Annotated in this window: 15 protein-coding genes and 1 tRNA gene; 4 read left to right on the top strand and 12 right to left on the bottom strand. The window is 61.5% G+C overall.

What is annotated here, in order from left to right; genetic code table 11:
* Positions 1–21 precede the first annotated feature (21 nt).
* On the top strand, positions 22–1,269 hold the full coding sequence (locus FHX03_RS03505; RefSeq protein WP_183852597.1) for an NAD(P)/FAD-dependent oxidoreductase: 1,248 nt from the start codon (positions 22–24) through the stop codon (positions 1,267–1,269).
* On the opposite strand, the gene FHX03_RS03510 is transcribed toward FHX03_RS03505, so the two are convergent.
* From FHX03_RS03510 to FHX03_RS03545, 8 genes are all read right to left on the bottom strand, one after another.
* Positions 1,259–1,798, bottom strand: a complete 540-nt coding sequence (locus FHX03_RS03510; protein WP_183852599.1) for a gluconokinase — start codon at positions 1,796–1,798, stop codon at positions 1,259–1,261. The genes FHX03_RS03505 and FHX03_RS03510 overlap by 11 nt on opposite strands.
* A gap of 85 nt (positions 1,799–1,883) precedes the next feature.
* Positions 1,884–2,837, bottom strand: coding sequence for a peptide ABC transporter ATP-binding protein (locus tag FHX03_RS03515; RefSeq protein ID WP_097623928.1), 954 nt, complete (start codon positions 2,835–2,837; stop codon positions 1,884–1,886).
* The gene (locus FHX03_RS03520; protein ID WP_097623927.1) at positions 2,834–3,850 is read right to left on the bottom strand and encodes an ABC transporter ATP-binding protein; all 1,017 of its coding nucleotides are present in this window, start codon (positions 3,848–3,850) and stop codon (positions 2,834–2,836) included. Before FHX03_RS03520 ends, FHX03_RS03515 begins: the two co-directional genes overlap by 4 nt.
* On the bottom strand, positions 3,850–4,740 hold the full coding sequence (locus FHX03_RS03525) for an ABC transporter permease subunit (protein ID WP_003588415.1): 891 nt from the start codon (positions 4,738–4,740) through the stop codon (positions 3,850–3,852). The genes FHX03_RS03520 and FHX03_RS03525 overlap by 1 nt, the downstream gene beginning before the upstream one ends.
* 9 nt (positions 4,741–4,749) lie before the next feature.
* Positions 4,750–5,754: an ABC transporter permease subunit gene (locus FHX03_RS03530; RefSeq protein ID WP_097623925.1), complete on the bottom strand. Its 1,005-nt coding sequence runs from the start codon at positions 5,752–5,754 to the stop codon at positions 4,750–4,752.
* Positions 5,755–5,841: 87 nt separating this feature from the next.
* Complete coding sequence (locus tag FHX03_RS03535; RefSeq protein WP_003588419.1) at positions 5,842–7,437, bottom strand: ABC transporter substrate-binding protein; 1,596 nt, start codon at positions 7,435–7,437, stop codon at positions 5,842–5,844.
* 360 nt (positions 7,438–7,797) lie between these two features.
* Positions 7,798–8,280: an iron-responsive transcriptional regulator RirA gene (gene rirA, locus FHX03_RS03540; protein ID WP_003588420.1), complete on the bottom strand. Its 483-nt coding sequence runs from the start codon at positions 8,278–8,280 to the stop codon at positions 7,798–7,800.
* A gap of 273 nt (positions 8,281–8,553) precedes the next feature.
* Entirely contained in the window at positions 8,554–10,050 is a 1,497-nt protein-coding gene (locus tag FHX03_RS03545; RefSeq protein ID WP_097623923.1) for a CoA-acylating methylmalonate-semialdehyde dehydrogenase, read from the bottom strand.
* A gap of 181 nt (positions 10,051–10,231) precedes the next feature.
* Here FHX03_RS03545 and FHX03_RS03550 point away from each other — a divergent pair, with 181 nt between their 5' ends.
* Positions 10,232–10,546 carry a putative quinol monooxygenase gene (locus FHX03_RS03550; RefSeq protein ID WP_183777224.1) on the top strand — a complete coding sequence of 105 codons (315 nt, stop codon included), beginning with the start codon at positions 10,232–10,234 and terminating at the stop codon, positions 10,544–10,546.
* Complete coding sequence (locus FHX03_RS03555) at positions 10,543–11,424, top strand: LysR family transcriptional regulator (protein ID WP_097623921.1); 882 nt, start codon at positions 10,543–10,545, stop codon at positions 11,422–11,424. The genes FHX03_RS03550 and FHX03_RS03555 overlap by 4 nt, the downstream gene beginning before the upstream one ends.
* Here FHX03_RS03555 and FHX03_RS03560 read toward each other — a convergent pair.
* From FHX03_RS03560 to FHX03_RS03575, 4 genes are all read right to left on the bottom strand, one after another.
* The gene (locus tag FHX03_RS03560; protein ID WP_097623920.1) at positions 11,421–11,588 is read right to left on the bottom strand and encodes a hypothetical protein; all 168 of its coding nucleotides are present in this window, start codon (positions 11,586–11,588) and stop codon (positions 11,421–11,423) included. The two genes, FHX03_RS03555 and FHX03_RS03560, sit on opposite strands and share 4 nt — an antisense overlap.
* 48 nt (positions 11,589–11,636) lie before the next feature.
* Positions 11,637–12,074 (bottom strand): DUF4174 domain-containing protein, encoded by a 438-nt coding sequence (locus tag FHX03_RS03565; protein WP_183852601.1) that lies wholly within the window; start codon positions 12,072–12,074, stop codon positions 11,637–11,639.
* A gap of 94 nt (positions 12,075–12,168) precedes the next feature.
* Positions 12,169–12,245: transfer RNA gene (locus FHX03_RS03570), tRNA-His, on the bottom strand.
* A 130-nt stretch (positions 12,246–12,375) separates the two neighbouring features.
* Positions 12,376–12,825 (bottom strand): phasin, encoded by a 450-nt coding sequence (locus tag FHX03_RS03575; protein ID WP_097623918.1) that lies wholly within the window; start codon positions 12,823–12,825, stop codon positions 12,376–12,378.
* Positions 12,826–13,039: 214 nt separating this feature from the next.
* On the opposite strand from FHX03_RS03575, the gene FHX03_RS03580 reads away from it, so the two are divergent.
* Positions 13,040–16,903, top strand: coding sequence for an ATP-binding protein (locus tag FHX03_RS03580; RefSeq protein ID WP_097623917.1), 3,864 nt, complete (start codon positions 13,040–13,042; stop codon positions 16,901–16,903).
* Positions 16,904–17,100 lie beyond the last annotated feature (197 nt).

Here is a 17,100-nt window from a genome sequence, read left to right on the forward strand (position 1 = left end):
AACAAAGTGGAATGCAGGGAAATGACGAAAAACGCAATCGTGCTCGGCGCCGGCATCGTCGGCGTGTCGACGGCTATCCATCTTCAACGGCGCGGCCGGCAGGTGACGCTGGTCGACCGCAAGGATCCGGGCAACGAAACCTCCTTCGGCAATGCCGGCCTGATCCAGCGCGAAGGTGTTGCGCCCTACGGCTTTCCGCAGCAGCTCGGCCTGTTGCTGCGTTATGCGCTGAACAACCGCATCGATGCGCATTACCATCTGCGCACGCTGCCGAGCCAGCTTGCCTTTCTCGCCCGCTACTGGTGGAATTCGAACGCCCGGCGCCACGCTCTCATCACCCGAGCCTATGCGCCGCTGATCGAAAATTCGATTGCCGAACACAAGGATCTCATCGAGGCGGCGCATGCCGAAGCGCTGATCCGTAGGGACGGCTGGATGAAGATCTTCCGGACTGAGGCCAAGCGCGATCAGGCCTTAGCGGAGGCAGCACTCTGGCAGAGTGAATTCGGGGTGGAATATGACGGCCTGACTTCGGCCGACATCGCCCGCATGGAGCCTGACATGACAGGCGATTTTGCCGGCGGCATCCGCTGGCGTGATCCCTGGTCGGTGCTCGATCCGCATGCGCTGACATCGGCCTATCGCGGCTATTTCGAAAGCCTCGGCGGCAGGTTCGTCACAGGCGACGCCGCCTCGCTTGGCCAGTTCGGCTCCGGCTGGAAGATTATGACCGGGGAAGGCCCGCTCGAAGCCGACGATGCGGTGATTGCGCTCGGCCCCTGGGCAGCGCTCGCAACGCGCCGCCTCGGCTATTCCTTGTCCCTTGGCGTCAAACGCGGCTATCACATGCATTATGCCGCCAAGGGAAATGCGGTGCTCAACAACTGGATGCTCGATGCCGAACGCGGCTATCTGCTGGCGCCAATGCGCCGCGGCATCCGCCTGACGACCGGCGCGGAGTTCGCAACGCTTGATGCGCCGAAGACACCGGTCCAGCTCGACCGGGCCGAGGCGGTTGCCCGCGCGATCTTTCCGCTCGGCGACAGGCTCGATCCCGAACCCTGGATGGGCGCCCGCCCCTGTACGCCGGACATGATGCCTATCATCGGCAAGGCGCCGCGCCATCAGGGCCTGTGGTTCGCCTTCGGACATGCCCATCACGGGCTGACGCTCGGGCCGGTGACCGGCCGCGTGCTTGCCGAACTCATTACCGGCGAGACGCCGTTCATCGATATTGCGGCTTATTCGCCGCAGCGTTTCAACCCGTGACGCCGAGCGTGGCAAGCCCTTCGAGAGCCGCTACCGCGATGCCTTCCACAGTATCGTCGATATTGACGGTGACGACACCTTGCTCGCCGGTGGGCACCTCAAGCGTTGCCAACTGGCTTTCGAGCAACGACACCGGCATGAAATGGCCTTTGCGCTCGCCCATCCGTTTGGTCAGCAAGGCTTTGGAGCCTTCGAGATAGACGAAGAACAGATTGCCGCCGGCCGCAGCCCGCAGCCTGTCGCGATAGATGCGCCTCAGCGCCGAGCAGGAGACGATGATGCCCTCGCCTTTCTCAAGCGAGGTCTTGATGTCGTCGCCGATGAGGTCGAGCCAGGGCATCCGGTCCGCGTCGGTCAGCGCAATGCCCCTCGACATCTTCTCGACATTGGCGGCCGGGTGCAGTGCATCGCCTTCGACGAAAGCCAGGTGCAGGGCTTCCGCGAGCTTTTCGCCGACGGAGGATTTGCCGCAACCGCTGACCCCCATGACGATGATCGCATGAGGTTTGTTCGTCCGCCGTTCCGGCATGTTTCCTCCTGAACCTTCCAACCTGTCGGTCATTCCGGACGGAAAACCGCTTCACACTTTTCCTGGAATTACTCCATTTTCCCGCTCAATCGAGCGGGAAATGACAGGCATATTGTTGGGCATCCTCTCCCCTTAATTCGGGAGAAACCTGGCGGCAATAGTCCTGCGCCTTCCAGCAGCGCGGGTTGAAATGGCAGCCGGACGGCGGCTTCAGCGGCGATGGCAGTTCGCCCTGCAGGCGGATGCGGTTCTTCTCGCGCTCGGGATCGGCGATCGGCGTCGCCGACAGCAATGCTGCCGTATAGGGATGGCGCGGCCGGGCGAAGACCTCGGCGGCGGGACCGGTCTCCACCGGGCGGCCGAGATACATCACCATCACCTCGTCGGCGATATGATGGACGACGGAGAGGCCGTGCGAGATGAAGAGATAGGCAAGGCCCATCTCCTTCTGCAGGTCCATCAACAGGTTCAGCACCTGCGCCTGGATCGACAGGTCGAGCGCCGAAACCGGCTCGTCGAGCACCAGCACCTTCGGCCGCAGCATCAAGGCGCGGGCAATGGCGATGCGCTGACGCTGGCCGCCGGAGAACATGTGCGGGTAGCGGCCATGATGCTCCGGACGCAGGCCGACGCGGGCCATCATCTCCTCCACCTTGCGGCGGCGGGCGGCGGCGTTGAGATCGGTATTGATCTTCAGCGGCTCTTCCAGGATCGAGCCGACCTTCTGGCGCGGGTTGAGCGAGCCGTAAGGATTCTGGAAGACGATCTGCACCTGGCTGCGCAGGCTGCGGTCGCCAACTTGGGCGGGCTTGCCGTCGATCAGCAATTCTCCCGCTGTGGGGTTCTCGATCATGGTGACGAGGCGGGCGAGCGTCGACTTGCCGCAGCCGGATTCGCCGACGACGGCAAGCGTCTTGCCGGAATGAAGGCTGAAGCTGACGCCGTTCAGCGCTTTGACCGTGGCATCGGCTTTGAAGAGACCACGGTTAACGGTGTAGAAGCGGGCGAGATCCCTGCCCTCAAGAACAGCGCCTGTCATACCAGGTCTCCTGCGGTTTCAGTGGCCATGACGCCGGGATGGCCGAGCGGCTTGCCGTTCTTCAAAGGATAATTGCACAAAGCCAGCCCGAGCTCCGGTCCCTGGCGTACGACGCCGCGATCGCATTCGACCGTGGCGTAGCCACAGCGCGGCGCGAAAAGACAGCCCGTAGGGCGGCCGTGCTGGCCGGGAACGACACCGGCGATCGAGGGAAGACGCTGGCCGACCTCAGCGCGTTCCGGCAGGGCGGCGAGAAGCGCTGCGGTATAAGGGTGGTGCGGATCGCGGAACAGCGCCTTCACCGGCTGCTCCTCGACCTTCTGGCCGGCATATTGCACCTGCACGCGCTCGGCAGTTTCGGCGACGACACCCATGTCGTGAGTGATCAGCACCAGCGCCATGCCCTGCTCTTTCTGTAGGCGCACGAGCAGATCGAGGATCTGCGCCTGGATCGTCACGTCGAGCGCGGTCGTCGGCTCATCGGCGATCAAGAGCTTCGGATTGCAGGCGAGTGCCATGGCGATCATGACGCGCTGGCTCATACCGCCGGACATCTGATGCGGGAAGTTCGACAGGCGGTCTTCCGGCGCCGGAATGCCGACGAGGTTCAGAAGCTCGATCGAACGTTCGCGGCGCTCCTTGCGGTTGAGGCCCATATGGACGCGCAGGGTCTCGCCGAGCTGGAAACCGACGGTGAAGCACGGATTGAGGCTCGACATCGGCTCCTGGAAGATCATCGCCATGTCCTTGCCGACGATCCTGCGGCGCTGGCGGCCGGAGATGCCGCGCAGATCCTGGCCGTCGAATTGCATGCGGTCGGCAGTGATCTTCGCCGTCCAGGGCAGAAGCCCCATCAGAGCGAGCATGGCAACGGATTTGCCCGAGCCGGATTCTCCGACGACCGACAGGATCTCGCCCTTGTCGCAGGCAAGCGATACGCGGTCGACGGCGCGGAAGAGACCTGAAGAGGTCTGGAATTCGACGGTTAGATTTTCAATTTCGAGAAGTGGCATCACGACCTCTTCAGCTTGGGGTCAAGCGCATCGCGCAGGCCGTCGCCCATCAGGTTGATGGCGAGAACGGTGATGAGAATGGCAAGACCGGGGAATGTTACGACCCACCAGGCGCGCGAGATGAACTCGCGGGATTCGGCGAGCATCGTGCCCCATTCGGGTGTCGGCGGCTGGGCACCCATACCGAGGAAGCCGAGGGCGGCGGCGTCGAGGATCGCTGCCGAGAAGGCGAGCGTCGCCTGGACGATCAGCGGCCCAAGACAGTTTGGCAGGATGGTCTTGAACATCAGACGGAACGTCCCGGCGCCGGCAACACGCGATGCGATCACATATTCCTTCTCGCGCTCCGTGATGACGGAGGCGCGCGTCAGCCGCACGAAATGCGGCTGGTTGACCAGCGAAATCGCGATCATCGCATTGGTCAGGCCCGGGCCAAGCACAGCCACCAGCACGAGGGCGAGCAGCAGCGACGGGAAGGCCAGGATGATATCCATCAGCCGCATGATCGCCGTATCGACCTTGCCGCGGAAATAGCCGGCGACGAGGCCGATCAGAACACCGCATACGACCGAAAGGGTGACGACGACGACGCCGATGAAGAGCGAGAAGCGCGCGCCGTAGATCAGGCGCGAAAGGATATCGCGGCCGACGGCATCGGTTCCGAGCGGGAAGGAGATGCTGCCGCCTTCCATCCAGGCCGGCACGGCGAGCAATACCTGGCGGTTCTGCTCGTTCGGCGTATGCGGCGCAAAGACCGGCGCGAAGACAGCGACCACAAGGATAATGACGAAGACCACGAGGCCGATGACGGCGCCCTTGTTGCGGGAGAAATAATGCCAGAACTCCGCAAGAGCGGATGGCTGGCCGGTTTTGACGGTGACGGTGCTCATGAACCGCTCCTAATGACGAATGCGCGGATTGATGAAGCCGTAGAGGACATCAACAATCAGATTGACCAGCATGATGACGCCAGCGATCAGCAGGAGGCCGCCCTGGACCACGGCGTAGTCACGCTTGAAGACCGAATCGACCATCCATTTGCCGATGCCCGGCCAGGAGAAGATCGTCTCGGTGAGAATGGCGCCGGCCAGGAGAACGCCGATCTGCAGACCGATGGTGGTGATGACCGGGATCATCGCATTGCGCAGCGCGTGCACGCCGACGACGCGCAGCGGCTTCAGGCCTTTCGAGCGGGCCGTGCGGACATAGTCCTCGCCGAGAACCTCGAGCATCGCCGAACGCGTCTGGCGCGCAATCACGGCGAGCGGAATGGTGGCCAGCACGATGGTCGGCAGAATGAGATAACTGACGGCCGAGGCGAAGGCGCCCTTCTGGCCGGACAGCAGACTGTCGATCAGCATGAAGCCGGTGACCGGCTTGAAGAAATACATCAGCGAGATGCGGCCGGAAACCGGCGTCCAGCCGAGATAGCCCGAGAAGAAGATGATCAGCAGCAGGCCCCACCAGAAAATCGGCATGGAATAACCGATGAGGGCGACACCCATCACGCTTTGATCGAACCACGTGCCTCGCTTGACGGCAGCAAAGATGCCGGCGGGCACGCCAAGACAGACGGCGAGCATGATGGCACAAAAGGAAAGTTCGAGCGTTGCCGGAAACAGCGTCAGGAATTCGCCGAGAACCGGCCGCTTGGTGACGATCGAGGTGCCGAGATCGCCGTGCAGCACTTTTCCGAGATAATCGAAATACTGCACATACATGGGCCGGTCGAAACCGAGATCGTGCATGATCTGGGCGTGCCGTTCCGGCGCCATGACACGCTCGCCCGATAAAAGCATGACGGGATCGCCGGGCAGCATGCGGATGAACGAGAAGGCAATGAGGGAAACGCCGAGGAATGTCGGGATCAGCACCGCAAGGCGGCCGATGAAAAAACGCAACATGGCAGATGTCCAATAGTTTCCGGCGGTCAGGGGGTGCCTGACCGCCGGCTGCGCCCAGCTCTGCCGGGCATTCTTACATTTTTCTTGTTATTCGGATACGTCGACGCCGTCGAAGCGGTGAATGCCGAGCGGATCCATGAAGAAGCCGGAGACCTTCTTGCTCATCGGAACGAACACGAGCGAGTGATCAAGCGTCGCCCAGGGGGCTTCCTTCTTGAAGATCAGCTGTGCCTGCTCATAGGCCTTGGTGCGCTCGCCGACATCGGCGGTCAGCTTGGCCTTGGTCATCAGGTCGTCATATTCCTTGTTGCACCACTGAGCACGGTTGTTGCCGCCGACGGCATCGCAGCCAAGCAGCGTATCCATGAAGTTGTCCGGGTCGCCATTGTCGCCGGTCCAGCCGAGGATGACGGCGCCGTCGCGCTTCACGTCGGAGGAGAGCTTCAGATATTCGGCCCATTCATGGGTGACGATCTCGACCTTGACGCCGGCCTTGGCAAAATCGGCCTGGATCAGTTCGGCAGCGCGGCGCGCGTTCAGCATGTAGGGACGCGAAACCGGCATCGCCCAGACCTTCATGCTGAGATCCTTGACGCCGGCATCGGCGAGAGCCTTCTTGGCGGCATCCGGATCGTACTTGTCGTCCTGAACGGCGTCGTTATAGGACCACATCGTCGGCGGAATGGGGTTCTTGGCAACGGCGGCCGCACCCTGGAAGACGGCGTCGATGATCGCCTGCTTGTTGATCGCCATGTTCAGCGCGCGGCGAACTTCCGGCTTGTCGAAGGGGGCCATCTGCGTGTTGTAGGCGAGGAAGCCGACATTGAGGCCGGCCTGTTCCATCACCGTTAGATTGCCGTCCTTCTTCAGCTCGGGAACGTCAGCCGCATTCGGATAAGGGATCAGGTGGCATTCGCCGGCCTTCAGCTTCTGCGCGCGGACGGCGGCGTCAGAGGTGATGGCGAAAACCAGATCGTCGATCTTTTCCTTGCCCTTGAAATAGGTTTCGTTGGCCTTGTAGCGGATGACGGCATCCGGCTGATAGGCGACGAAGGTGAAGGGGCCGGTGCCGAGCGGCTGCTGGTTGAGCTGCGCCATCTTGCCGTCGGCGGCAAGCTTGTCGGCATATTCCTTGGAAACGATCGAGGCGAAGTCCATGGCCAGGTCGGCAAGGAACGGCGCCTCGGGATGGTTGAGCGTGAACTTGACGGTGAGGTCGTCGACCTTCTCGATCGACTTGATCAGATCCGGGAAGCCCATGCCGGCGGCGTATTCGTAAGAACCGCCCTCGACATACTTGTTCCACGGATTGTCGGCCTTCAGCTGACGCTCGAAGGAGAACACGACGTCGTCGGCGTTGAAATCGCGCGTCGGCGTGAAGAAGTCGGTGGTCTGATACTTGACGCCGGGATGAAGCTTGAAGGTGTATTCCGTGCCATCGGCCGAAACGCTCCAGCTGTCGGCGAGGCCCGGTTCGATCTCGGTACCGCCATGCTTGAATTCGACCAGGCGGCTATAGACCGTGCGCGACGAGGCGTCGAAGGTCGTGCCAGCCGTATAGAGGCTCGGGTCGAAGCCTTCCGGCGAACCCTCGGAGCAATAAACAAGGGTCTTGGACCAGGCCGACGTCGCCATGACCGAAATCAGGGCCGTCGCTGCCAGCATGACAGAGATCTTTTTCATAATATTGTTTCCCGGTTGTTCTTTTTTAATGTCTGGAGACCGCAGATATGCATCCCGATCGACGGTCGATGGAACGACATTTATCTACTGAAAGCAACGGGCTACGGAGAAAATTTTTCCAGTTGGACAATTTTAGAAATTTTCAATCAAAAATCGGCCTCATTTGGACAGATTCGGATAAAAACGTCCGGGATTTCGTCGTATTTTGGATAATTGCGCCCTTTATGCGTGTCGTGGTCGGTCAGAATCGCCTGCCAGGCTTGAGACGTTTATTCTCGCCGAACCGGTAGACGCGGCAAAATAAAAACCGCGATGGCCGGGGCCATCGCGGTTTCAGAACTCTGTCCTGCTCTTTTAAATTCAGGCGGCGGGCGCAACGATCGCGGGTTTGCGATATGGCTGCTCGCCGGTGATTCCGAGAAGGAAATTGATCTGCGGACGCGCCTTGACGAGGTCGTCGATGGAATATTCCGACAGCACGGCGAAGAAGGCGTTGAGCGCCTTGCGCAGCGCCGAATTCAGGCCGCAGCTGTCAACCAGCGGGCATTCGACCACGCCATCATCTTCGAAGCATTCGGCCATGGCGAAACTGTCTTCCGTCACCCTGACGACGTCGAAGAGCGTAATGTCGGCCGCCGGCTTGCCCAGGCGCACGCCGCCATTGCGACCGCGCACGGTTTCGACGAGGCCGGCCTTGTTCAGCGGCTGGAGGATCTTGAAAAGAAACAGTTCGGACACGCCGTAAGCCCTGGCAATTTCCGGAATCCGGCTCAAGTGCCCGTCGTTGGCAGCACAATACATCAACATGCGAACCGCATAGTTGGTCTGCTTCGTCAACCGCATGCCATTCTCCTGACTCGTGCCTGTTCAGACCTATATAGGCGGTTTGGTAGTTTTGAACAATTCCAAAATATGAAATTCGCATTCAGCTTATGAGGCCAAATGACGCGACGTCAATCCTGCGCCGAAATCTTCTGGTTGCAATCCATAATGTCATGCCCGCGCCCGGCGCGCGCCGGGACGGTCGGAGATACCGGTGCGGTGTGATGGTTTCCAAGACAGTAAATAAAACGGGGGCCATAAGGCCCCCGAATTGCAAATCGATTTATCGTCAGATCACTTCATTGTTGGCATGACGAACTCAGCGCCGCTCTTGATGCCGGAGGGCCAGCGGGCGGTGACGGTCTTGGTCTTCGTCCAGAACTTGATCGAGTCCGTGCCGTGCTGGTTGAGGTCGCCGAAGCTCGAGGCTTTCCAGCCGCCAAAGGAGTGATAGGCGAGCGGAACCGGGATCGGAACGTTGATGCCGATCATGCCGATATTGATGCGCGAGGCGAAATCGCGGGCGGCATCGCCGTCACGGGTGTAGATCGCAACACCGTTGCCATATTCGTGCTTCATGGGCAGCGACAGGGCCTCTTCGTAATTCTGGGCACGAACGACGGAGAGGACAGGTCCGAAGATCTCGGTCTTGTAGATGTCCATCTCGGGTGTGACGTGATCAAACAGGCAGCCGCCGACGAAATAACCGTCCTCATAGCCCTGGAGCTTGAAGTCGCGGCCGTCGACGACGAGCTTGGCGCCTTCTTCGACGCCGCGGTCGATCAGGCCGCGAACACGGGTATAGGCATCCTTCGTGACCAGCGGGCCCATGTCCGCCTGGTCGTCGGTGTAGGGGCCGATGCGCAGCGATTCGATCTTCGGGATCAGCTTTTCGACGAGGCGGTTGGCGGTGTCCTCGCCGACCGGTACGGCAACCGAGATCGCCATGCAGCGCTCGCCGGCCGAACCGTAGCCTGCGCCCATCAGCGCGTTGACGGCCTGATCCATATCGGCATCCGGCATGATGATCATGTGGTTCTTGGCGCCGCCGAAGCACTGGGCGCGTTTGCCGTTCATCGCCGCCGTGCCGTAGACGTAGCGGGCGATCGGCGTCGAGCCGACGAAGGAGACGGCGCCGATATCGGGATCGGTGAGGATCGCGTCGACGGCACCCTTGTCGCCGTTGACGACGTTGAGGATGCCGGCGGGCAGACCGGCTTCGATCATCAGTTCGGCAAGACGAATCGGCAGGGAGGGGTCACGCTCTGAGGGCTTCAGGATGAAGGCGTTGCCGCAGGCGATCGCCGGCGCGAACATCCACATCGGGATCATACCGGGGAAATTGAAGGGGGTGATGCCGGCGCCGATGCCGACCGGCTGGCGGATCGAATACATGTCGATCGCCGGACCAGCGCCCTCGGTGAACTCGCCCTTGGCGAGATGCGGGATGCCGCAGACGAATTCGCAGACTTCCAGGCCGCGGATGACGTCGCCCTTGGCATCCTCGATCGTCTTGCCGTGCTCCTTGGAGAGCATCTCGGCGAGTTCATCCATGTGCTTGTTCAGGAGTTCGACGAATTTGAAGAAGACGCGGGCGCGACGCTGCGGATTGGTGGCAGCCCATTTCGGCTGCGCAGCCTTGGCATTTTCGACGGCGGCGCGCAGTTCCTCGACGCTTGCGAGCGCGACCGTCGCCTGCACTTCGCCGGTTGCCGGATTATAGACATTGCTCACGCGGCCGCTGGTGCCGGCGACCTGCTTGCCGCCGATGAAATGACCGATCTCACGCATGGATGCTCCTCCTGTTTTTGGGATGGCCCACAATCGCACTTCAATTTGCACAAATCAATGCGCTGATATAAGTAACCGTTGTGCGTAAATTATAGTGCCACCATTTGCATCAGGCGCTGCTGCTGCTCTCAAACTTGGAACGGCAGTCGGACAAGTCAAATCCCAAGGGGAGATCAAAACGATGAGCCGCAAACCCGTCGTCAGAATGGCGGAGCTGGAGATCGATCCGGACATGCTTGACGCCTATCGCGCCTTGCTCACCAGAGAAATCGAGGCATCCGTAGCGCTAGAAGCCGGCGTCCTTTCTCTCAGTGCCGTTTGCATCAGGGACGTCCCCAACCGGATTCGCATTCTCGAGGTCTATGCCGACAAGGAGGCATACGAGGCCCATCTGCGGACACCGCATTTCCTTGAATACAAGGCCGAAACGGCCGGCATGGTGACATCGCTGACGCTTCTCGACGTCGATCCGATCGTAATGCGGGCCAAGCCATGAACTGGGACGACGTGCGGATTTTCCTTGCCGTCGCCCGTACCGGGCAAATCCTTGCCGCCTCGAAGCGGCTGGGGCTCAATCATGCTACGCTCTCGCGCCGGCTGACCTCGCTGGAAGAGGCGCTGAAGACGCGGCTTTTCATCCGCCGGACCAATGGCTGCGAGTTGACGGCGGAAGGCGAAGTGTTCCTGGCGTCCGCCGAGCGGATGGAAACGGAAATGCTCGCAGCACAGGCCAGCCTCGGCCACACCGATACGGCGATCGCCGGGACGGTACGCGTCGGCGCGCCGGATGGTTTCGGCGTTTCTTTTCTGGCGCCACGCATGGGCCGGCTGATCGAGCGTCATCCGGCGCTGAAGATCCAGCTCGTCCCGGTGCCGCGCTCCTTTTCGCTGTCGCAGCGCGAAGCCGATATCGCCATCACGCTGGAGCGGCCCGAACAGGGCCGGCTCGTCTCCTCCAAGCTCACAGATTACACGCTCGGCCTTTATGCCTCGCGGGACTATCTCGCCTCTCGCGGCACGCCTTGTGATATCGAAGCGCTGAAGGCGCATCCGCGTATCGGCTATGTCGAAGACCTGATCTTTACCGCGTCGCTGAATTTCTCCGGCGAGGTGATGCGAAGCTGGGATGCCAGCTTCGAGATTTCGACGTCAATCGGGCAGACCGAGGCGGTGCGATCAGGCGCCGGCATCGGCATTCTGCACGATTATATCGCCCGGCAATATCCAGAGCTCCAGCGCATCTTGCCGGATGTGTCCATCAGACGCGCTTACTGGACGACCTATCACGAAACAGCCCGCGATCTGGTGCGCGTCAGGAGCGTTGTCGATTTCCTGCAGGAACTCGTCGGCGCCGAACGGCAGATCTTTCTTTAGTTCTCAGAGACGTGCTTGGCCGGTTCGTCGTTTTCATCGGGATTTGGAACCGGCGCCTCGTCCGGCAGCCTGTCCGGCTCCGGTTCGATGATCGGCGGCACCGGCTTCCAGCCGGGTGCCGGCATCGGCGGCTGATCGGGAATGGGTTCGTTGGGCACGGACATGGCCGCCTCCCTTTTGATGATAATGGATTAAACTGACGTCGGGCCGGCCTATTTGTCCGGCTTCAGCACATCGGCAGCACGCATCGGCATGCTGTCGATGATGGCGAAAAGCTCGCCATCGGTGATCGGTTCGCTGACCTTGAGTTTCACCGTACCGTCCTTGCCGACAAGGAAGGCGGCAAATTCCCCAATCTCGGCCGCCTCGAGATCAAGGCGGATCGCCTCGCCGTCAAGCCCGTCCGCCGCACCGAAGAGCGGCCGGATAGTTGCGCCCGAGATCTTGAGCACCACCAGATCACGCTCGTCTAGGGCTGAGCGGTCGGCCAAAAGCTGATTTTCCTGCCGGGCGGCGCGGGCATTATCCTTGTCGGCAAAAACGACGAAGACGCGGTTCTTCCACTGGAACGCCGCGAGGCTTTCGACCGGTGCATAAGCACTGTTCGTCTCGTCGATTTTGGTCGCGCCGTAGAGAAGGGTTTTCGACATGCATATTCTCCCGTTAACTTGGAGAACGGGTCGGGACGGCATGGGTTCCATCGAAATGGCTGGAAGCGGGGTTTCATTCTTATCGTGGAGAAAATGGTACGGTTGGGGGGTCTCGAACCTCCGACCTCAGGTGCCACAAACCTGCGCTCTAACCAACTGAGCTACAACCGCATAAATCACGCTTGGCGCGACGGGGGTCACATACGAGGACTTGGCGATGAATTCAAGCCCCATTCCTCGTCAATATACAAAAAGGCTGGACGCGTGGTCCAGCCTTTTGTCTCCGACCGGTTAAGATCGATCAGGCAACCTTGAAGGAAGCCATGGCCTTTTCGGCGGCGTCCTTGGAGGGCTTTGCGAGCTTTTCGGCAACCTGCTTGGTGGTTTCCTGGATCGACTTCGCCTGTTCGACGGTCAGCTCGGCCTGCTTGCGGATGAAGGCGGTCTGCAGCTCGAAGAATTCGGCGGCGGACTTGACGCCGAGCAGTGCTTCGAAATGCGAGAGCGAGTTCTCGGAATTGACGCGCAGGATGTCGATAGCCTTCAGGCCGAGTTCGACGCCGCCGGCCTGTGCCGTCTGGACGGTGGCTTCGAGGGTCTTGCCGGCTTCTTCGCCAGCGGTCTTCAGCTTGGCATAGGCGTCTTTGGACTGCTGAGCGCCTTTTTCGGCGAAATCACGGAAGGATTCCGCGAACTTGGACGGGTCGAAAGAAGCGATTGAAAAAACGTCGTCGGTCTTTATGGTAGCCATGGGTCGCATCCTTTGGGCTGAGGCAGTCGCTGCCTGCAATAGTTGGGATGATGCTTATATAAGACATTTCATTGTGCATTGCAACAATTATTGTGCAATGCACAAGACGTTAACCTTGCCGGCCGAAAACCCCCTGCTCTTCTGGACCCGCATGCGCCCCGCAGTTATTAATAAGCCGTTAATTTAAGAAGGCCGACAGCGACAAGGTTCGATCATGCCCGCAGTCCAATATCCGTTCATCGATATCGCCGTGCATGCACGGGTGCGGGAACGTTTTTCACGCGGCGAGGCGATGGTGCTGTTTTCGGCCGACCTTGCCCGCCTGCTCTGGGCAAACGGTGCGGGCGCCGAACTTTTCGGCCATTCGGCCGTCTATGATCTGCTCGATCAGGGCGTCGACCGCACGGATATCACCTTCCGCCAGCTGGAAACGGCCGCGCGCCAGCTTGCCGATATCGGTGACCACAGAAGCCTGATGATCCGCGTCGCCAAGGGCTTTCAGCGTGTGCAGGTGCAGGCGGCAGCCGAACTGATCCGGCTTTCTTCAGGCGAAAAGGCCATGCTGTTTTCGGTCCCGGTCTCGACAAAGCCGCTGACGTCAGGCGCATCGGCGGCGCAGATGCTGCAGGGGCTCGATGACCCGGACACCCATATGGCCGTGATCGGCGCCGACGGCGACGTCATCGCCGCTTCACCCGGCTTTGCCTCGCTCGGGATTTCGGCGCAGACGGCAAAGACCTTGATCAATCTTGCCGGCGCGCATCCCGACCGGCTGGTGAAGCGACCCGTTGCCACTAGCAGAGGCAATCTTCCGGCTGCGGTCGGCAAGCTCAGCGACGAGCCGGCGCTCAACCTGCTCTTTGCCGTGGAGACGGCGATCGGCCATCTCGACGCGATCGACGCAGCCGCGTCAAATCCGATCGATACCCCCGCCCTCGACTTGATTGATGCGCCCGTGCAGGAAGAAAGCGTGCCGCCGGCCGAAGATTTCCGCGACGAGCCCGTTGCCCACACAGGCTTTACCGAGATCATTGAGGCGGTCTCGGGGATCGAGGAAGTCGAGGAAACGCTCGAGGACATCACCGGCGAAAACGACCAGCCGGTGGAAAGCGCAGCGGCAACCGCAGACGAGATGGCCGAGGACGCCGGTCTCGCCGAGGATGCGGAGCCGGAAAGCGACGGCGGCGCGATCGACGGCAGCGCGGATGAGTCCCACGAGCCTGCTGCGATCATCGAGGACGACCTTGCCTCCGTCACGCAGACGGTGGAAACGGCGACGACGGCGGAACCGCCTGTTGAAGCCGGCGAAACGCCGGTCGAAGAGGCGCCGGAAGCCGTTCACGAAGAGCCCGTCGTTGCACCGCCTATGGTCGCCGACGCCTCCCCTGCTCCTGAGCTTGCGGCTGCGCCAGGCTTCGTCTTCAGGCCGAACAGCCGCGCCACGCGCTTCGTCTGGAAGATCGACGCCGAGGGCCGGTTCAACGAGGTCAGCCATGAATTTGCCGAGGCCGTCGGTCCGCATGCCTCCGAGATTATCGGCTCTGCCTTCGGCGATGTCGCCGCCCTCTTCAATCTCGATCCCGACGGCAAGCTTGCCGAAGCGCTCGCCCGCCGCGACACTTGGTCGGGCAAAACCATCCTCTGGCCGGTCGAAGGCACAAGCCTCGTCGTTCCCGTCGATCTGGCGGCCCTGCCGACCTATACCCGCAACCGCGACTTCGATGGCTTCCGCGGTTTCGGCGTCGTCCGGCTTTCCGATGCGCAGGAAGATCCGCTGGCGCTCGGCCTGACGCTCGGCCCGGATGGCGTCGGCCATGATGCGGCAAGCCTCGGTCCGGTGACCGAGACCGTCGCCGAGGCGGTACACGAGATGCCGGCAGTGCAGGAAGAGGTCGCGAGCGAACCCGCCCTGACGCAAGAGGTCGAGGAGCAGGCGCCTGCGGCAAGCGAGCCGCAGCCGGAGACGGAGCTGGCGTCTGAGGAGATTGCAGCCGAGCAGGCGTCCGACGAACCGCCTTTCCAGCAAAACGCTTCGGAAAAAGCAGACGATAGCGCCGATGCCGGCGATATCTCCGCCGCCGAACCGGCAACGAAAACGTCGAACGAGCCGCCGGCGCTTCGCATTTCGGAAACGCCCAACCGCCGCTTCTCCGACAAGATCGTTCAGCTCCATAACAGCGGCGCCGCACTGACGGCCGCCGAACAGGCCAATTTCCGCGAGATCGCCAAGCGTCTCGAGGCCTTCGGCGCCAGCAAGGACGAAGCTGCTGCGCCGGCGCGGAGCGAACCCGCCGCCACGGAAACGGCCAGCTTCGAAGAGGCTTCCGGGGCCGAAGAGTTCAAGGCCGAAACACCCATTGACGACGACACGGAAGCGCCATCGCTCGAGGAGATCGTGCCACAGGAGGCGATTTTCGAGAATGCCGCCGACGCCCAGCGCGACGACGATGGTGCCGAGGAGCCCGATGTCATCGATGAGGACGAGGTGACGGAAGGGCTGGGGGAGACGGTCAGCCAGATCGAGGTTCTGACAAGCTTCATCCCGCCGCGCGTCAAGATGACGGACGGGCTTTCGCTGGGAACGGTCGACCAGCTGCCGGTCGCCGTGCTTATCCATGTCGGCGATGCGCTGATCCATGCCAATCCGGAATTCATGCGGCTGACCGGCTACGCGTCGCTCGATGCTTTGCGCGAGGTCGGCGGCATCGAAGCCCTGCTGCAACGCCGCGAACTCGAGGAAAAAGCCGCCGGCTCCGGCACCATGATGCTCGTCAAGGCAGACGATAGCCTAGTTCCGGTGACGGCGCGGCTGCAATCGGTGCGCTGGGAAGACGCCAACGCGCTGATGCTGGCGCTCATGCCGGTGGAAGGCAAGGAAGACGGCCGCGGCGACGCAAGCCGCTCCGAGGGCCGGACAGAAGCGCGGCCCGAGCGGATGGTCGAGAAGGTCGCCAAGCTTCAGGTCGAAGTGGAGGAATTGCGCTCCATCCTGGAAACGGCGACCGACGGCGTCGTCGTCATCGGCACCGAGGGCGACATCCGCTCGATGAACCGGTCGGCGAGCGCGCTTTTCAATTACGACGAGCAGGAGACGCGCGGCAAACCCTTCGTCATGCTGTTTGCCCATGAGAGCCAGAAGGCGGTGCTCGACTATCTGAACGGCCTCTCCGGCCATGGCGTCGCCAGCGTGTTGAACGACGGGCGCGAAGTGATCGGCCGCGAGGCCGCCGGCGGCTTCGTGCCGCTGTTCATGACGATGGGCCAGCTCACCTCCTCCAACGGCTATTGCGCCGTGATCCGCGATATCACCCAGTGGAAGCGCACCGAGGACGAACTGCGCAACGCCAAGGGCGCGGCCGAAACCGCCAATGCCCACAAGACCGATTTCCTCGCCCGCGTCAGCCACGAAATCCGGACGCCGCTCAACGCCATCATCGGCTTTTCCGACATGATGGCCGGCGAGCGCTTCGGGCCGATCGGCCATCCGCGTTATATCGAATATGCCAACGACATCGGCCGTTCCGGCCGGCATGTGCTGGATATCGTCAACGACCTGCTCGACATTTCGAAGATCGAGGCGGGCGAGATGGATCTCGATTTTGCCGCCGTCGGCCTCAACGAGGCGGTCTCCGAGGCGGTCGCCCTGGTCCAGCCGCAAGCGAACGGCCAGCGCGTCATCATCCGCACGGCGCTGTCGCATGCGGTGCCTGAGGTCGTGGCGGATCTGCGCTCGATCAAGCAGATCGCGCTCAACATCCTGTCGAACGCCATCCGCTTCACTCCGTCAGGCGGGCAGATCGTCGTTTCCACTTCCTATGAGGCGAATGGCAGTGTCGTGCTGAGGGTCCGCGATACCGGCATCGGCATGACGCGCAGCGAACTCGATCAGGCGATGAAACCGTTCCGGCAGGTTTCCTCGACCCAATCGCGCCATCGCGGCGACGGCACTGGGCTCGGCCTGCCGCTGACCAAGGCGATGGTCGATGCCAACCGCGCGGTGTTCTCGATCAATTCGGCGCCGAACGAGGGCACGCTCGTCGAGATCACCTTTCCATCGCAGCGGGTGCTGGCCGGCTGAGCCATAAAGAAAAGGCAGCCGAGGCTGCCTTGAATTTGGTGCTGTTCAACAAGAGCTCAGTCGATCACCATCATGTATCGAAAGCCCTGCTGCATGATTGCGCGTCTAAGACGCGCGGCGCTGTAGGGCTCCAGGCCGCCTCGTTCATACACGGCCCCCAAGTTGGCTTTTAGATTTGACAAACCTTTCTTAACGAA

This window comes from Rhizobium sp. BK456, from assembly GCF_014194045.1.
Classification (GTDB): domain Bacteria; phylum Pseudomonadota; class Alphaproteobacteria; order Rhizobiales; family Rhizobiaceae; genus Rhizobium; species Rhizobium redzepovicii.

Bases quoted from the DNA above. Each gene is read 5' to 3' on its own strand.
- rirA (WP_003588420.1), bottom strand. From the start codon at position 8,280: ATGCGGTTGACGAAGCAGACCAACTATGCGGTTCGCATGTTGATGTAT.
- FHX03_RS03520 (WP_097623927.1), bottom strand. From the start codon at position 3,850: ATGCCACTTCTCGAAATTGAAAATCTAACCGTCGAATTCCAGACCTCT.
- FHX03_RS03575 (WP_097623918.1), bottom strand. From the start codon at position 12,825: ATGGCTACCATAAAGACCGACGACGTTTTTTCAATCGCTTCTTTCGAC.
- FHX03_RS03560 (WP_097623920.1), bottom strand. From the start codon at position 11,588: ATGTCCGTGCCCAACGAACCCATTCCCGATCAGCCGCCGATGCCGGCA.
- FHX03_RS03515 (WP_097623928.1), bottom strand. From the start codon at position 2,837: ATGACAGGCGCTGTTCTTGAGGGCAGGGATCTCGCCCGCTTCTACACC.
- FHX03_RS03510 (WP_183852599.1), bottom strand. From the start codon at position 1,798: ATGCCGGAACGGCGGACGAACAAACCTCATGCGATCATCGTCATGGGG.
- FHX03_RS03530 (WP_097623925.1), bottom strand. From the start codon at position 5,754: ATGTTGCGTTTTTTCATCGGCCGCCTTGCGGTGCTGATCCCGACATTC.
- FHX03_RS03535 (WP_003588419.1), bottom strand. From the start codon at position 7,437: ATGAAAAAGATCTCTGTCATGCTGGCAGCGACGGCCCTGATTTCGGTC.
- FHX03_RS03565 (WP_183852601.1), bottom strand. From the start codon at position 12,074: ATGTCGAAAACCCTTCTCTACGGCGCGACCAAAATCGACGAGACGAAC.
- FHX03_RS03525 (WP_003588415.1), bottom strand. From the start codon at position 4,740: ATGAGCACCGTCACCGTCAAAACCGGCCAGCCATCCGCTCTTGCGGAG.
- FHX03_RS03545 (WP_097623923.1), bottom strand. From the start codon at position 10,050: ATGCGTGAGATCGGTCATTTCATCGGCGGCAAGCAGGTCGCCGGCACC.
- FHX03_RS03550 (WP_183777224.1), top strand. From the start codon at position 10,232: ATGAGCCGCAAACCCGTCGTCAGAATGGCGGAGCTGGAGATCGATCCG.
- FHX03_RS03580 (WP_097623917.1), top strand. From the start codon at position 13,040: ATGCCCGCAGTCCAATATCCGTTCATCGATATCGCCGTGCATGCACGG.
- FHX03_RS03505 (WP_183852597.1), top strand. From the start codon at position 22: ATGACGAAAAACGCAATCGTGCTCGGCGCCGGCATCGTCGGCGTGTCG.
- FHX03_RS03555 (WP_097623921.1), top strand. From the start codon at position 10,543: ATGAACTGGGACGACGTGCGGATTTTCCTTGCCGTCGCCCGTACCGGG.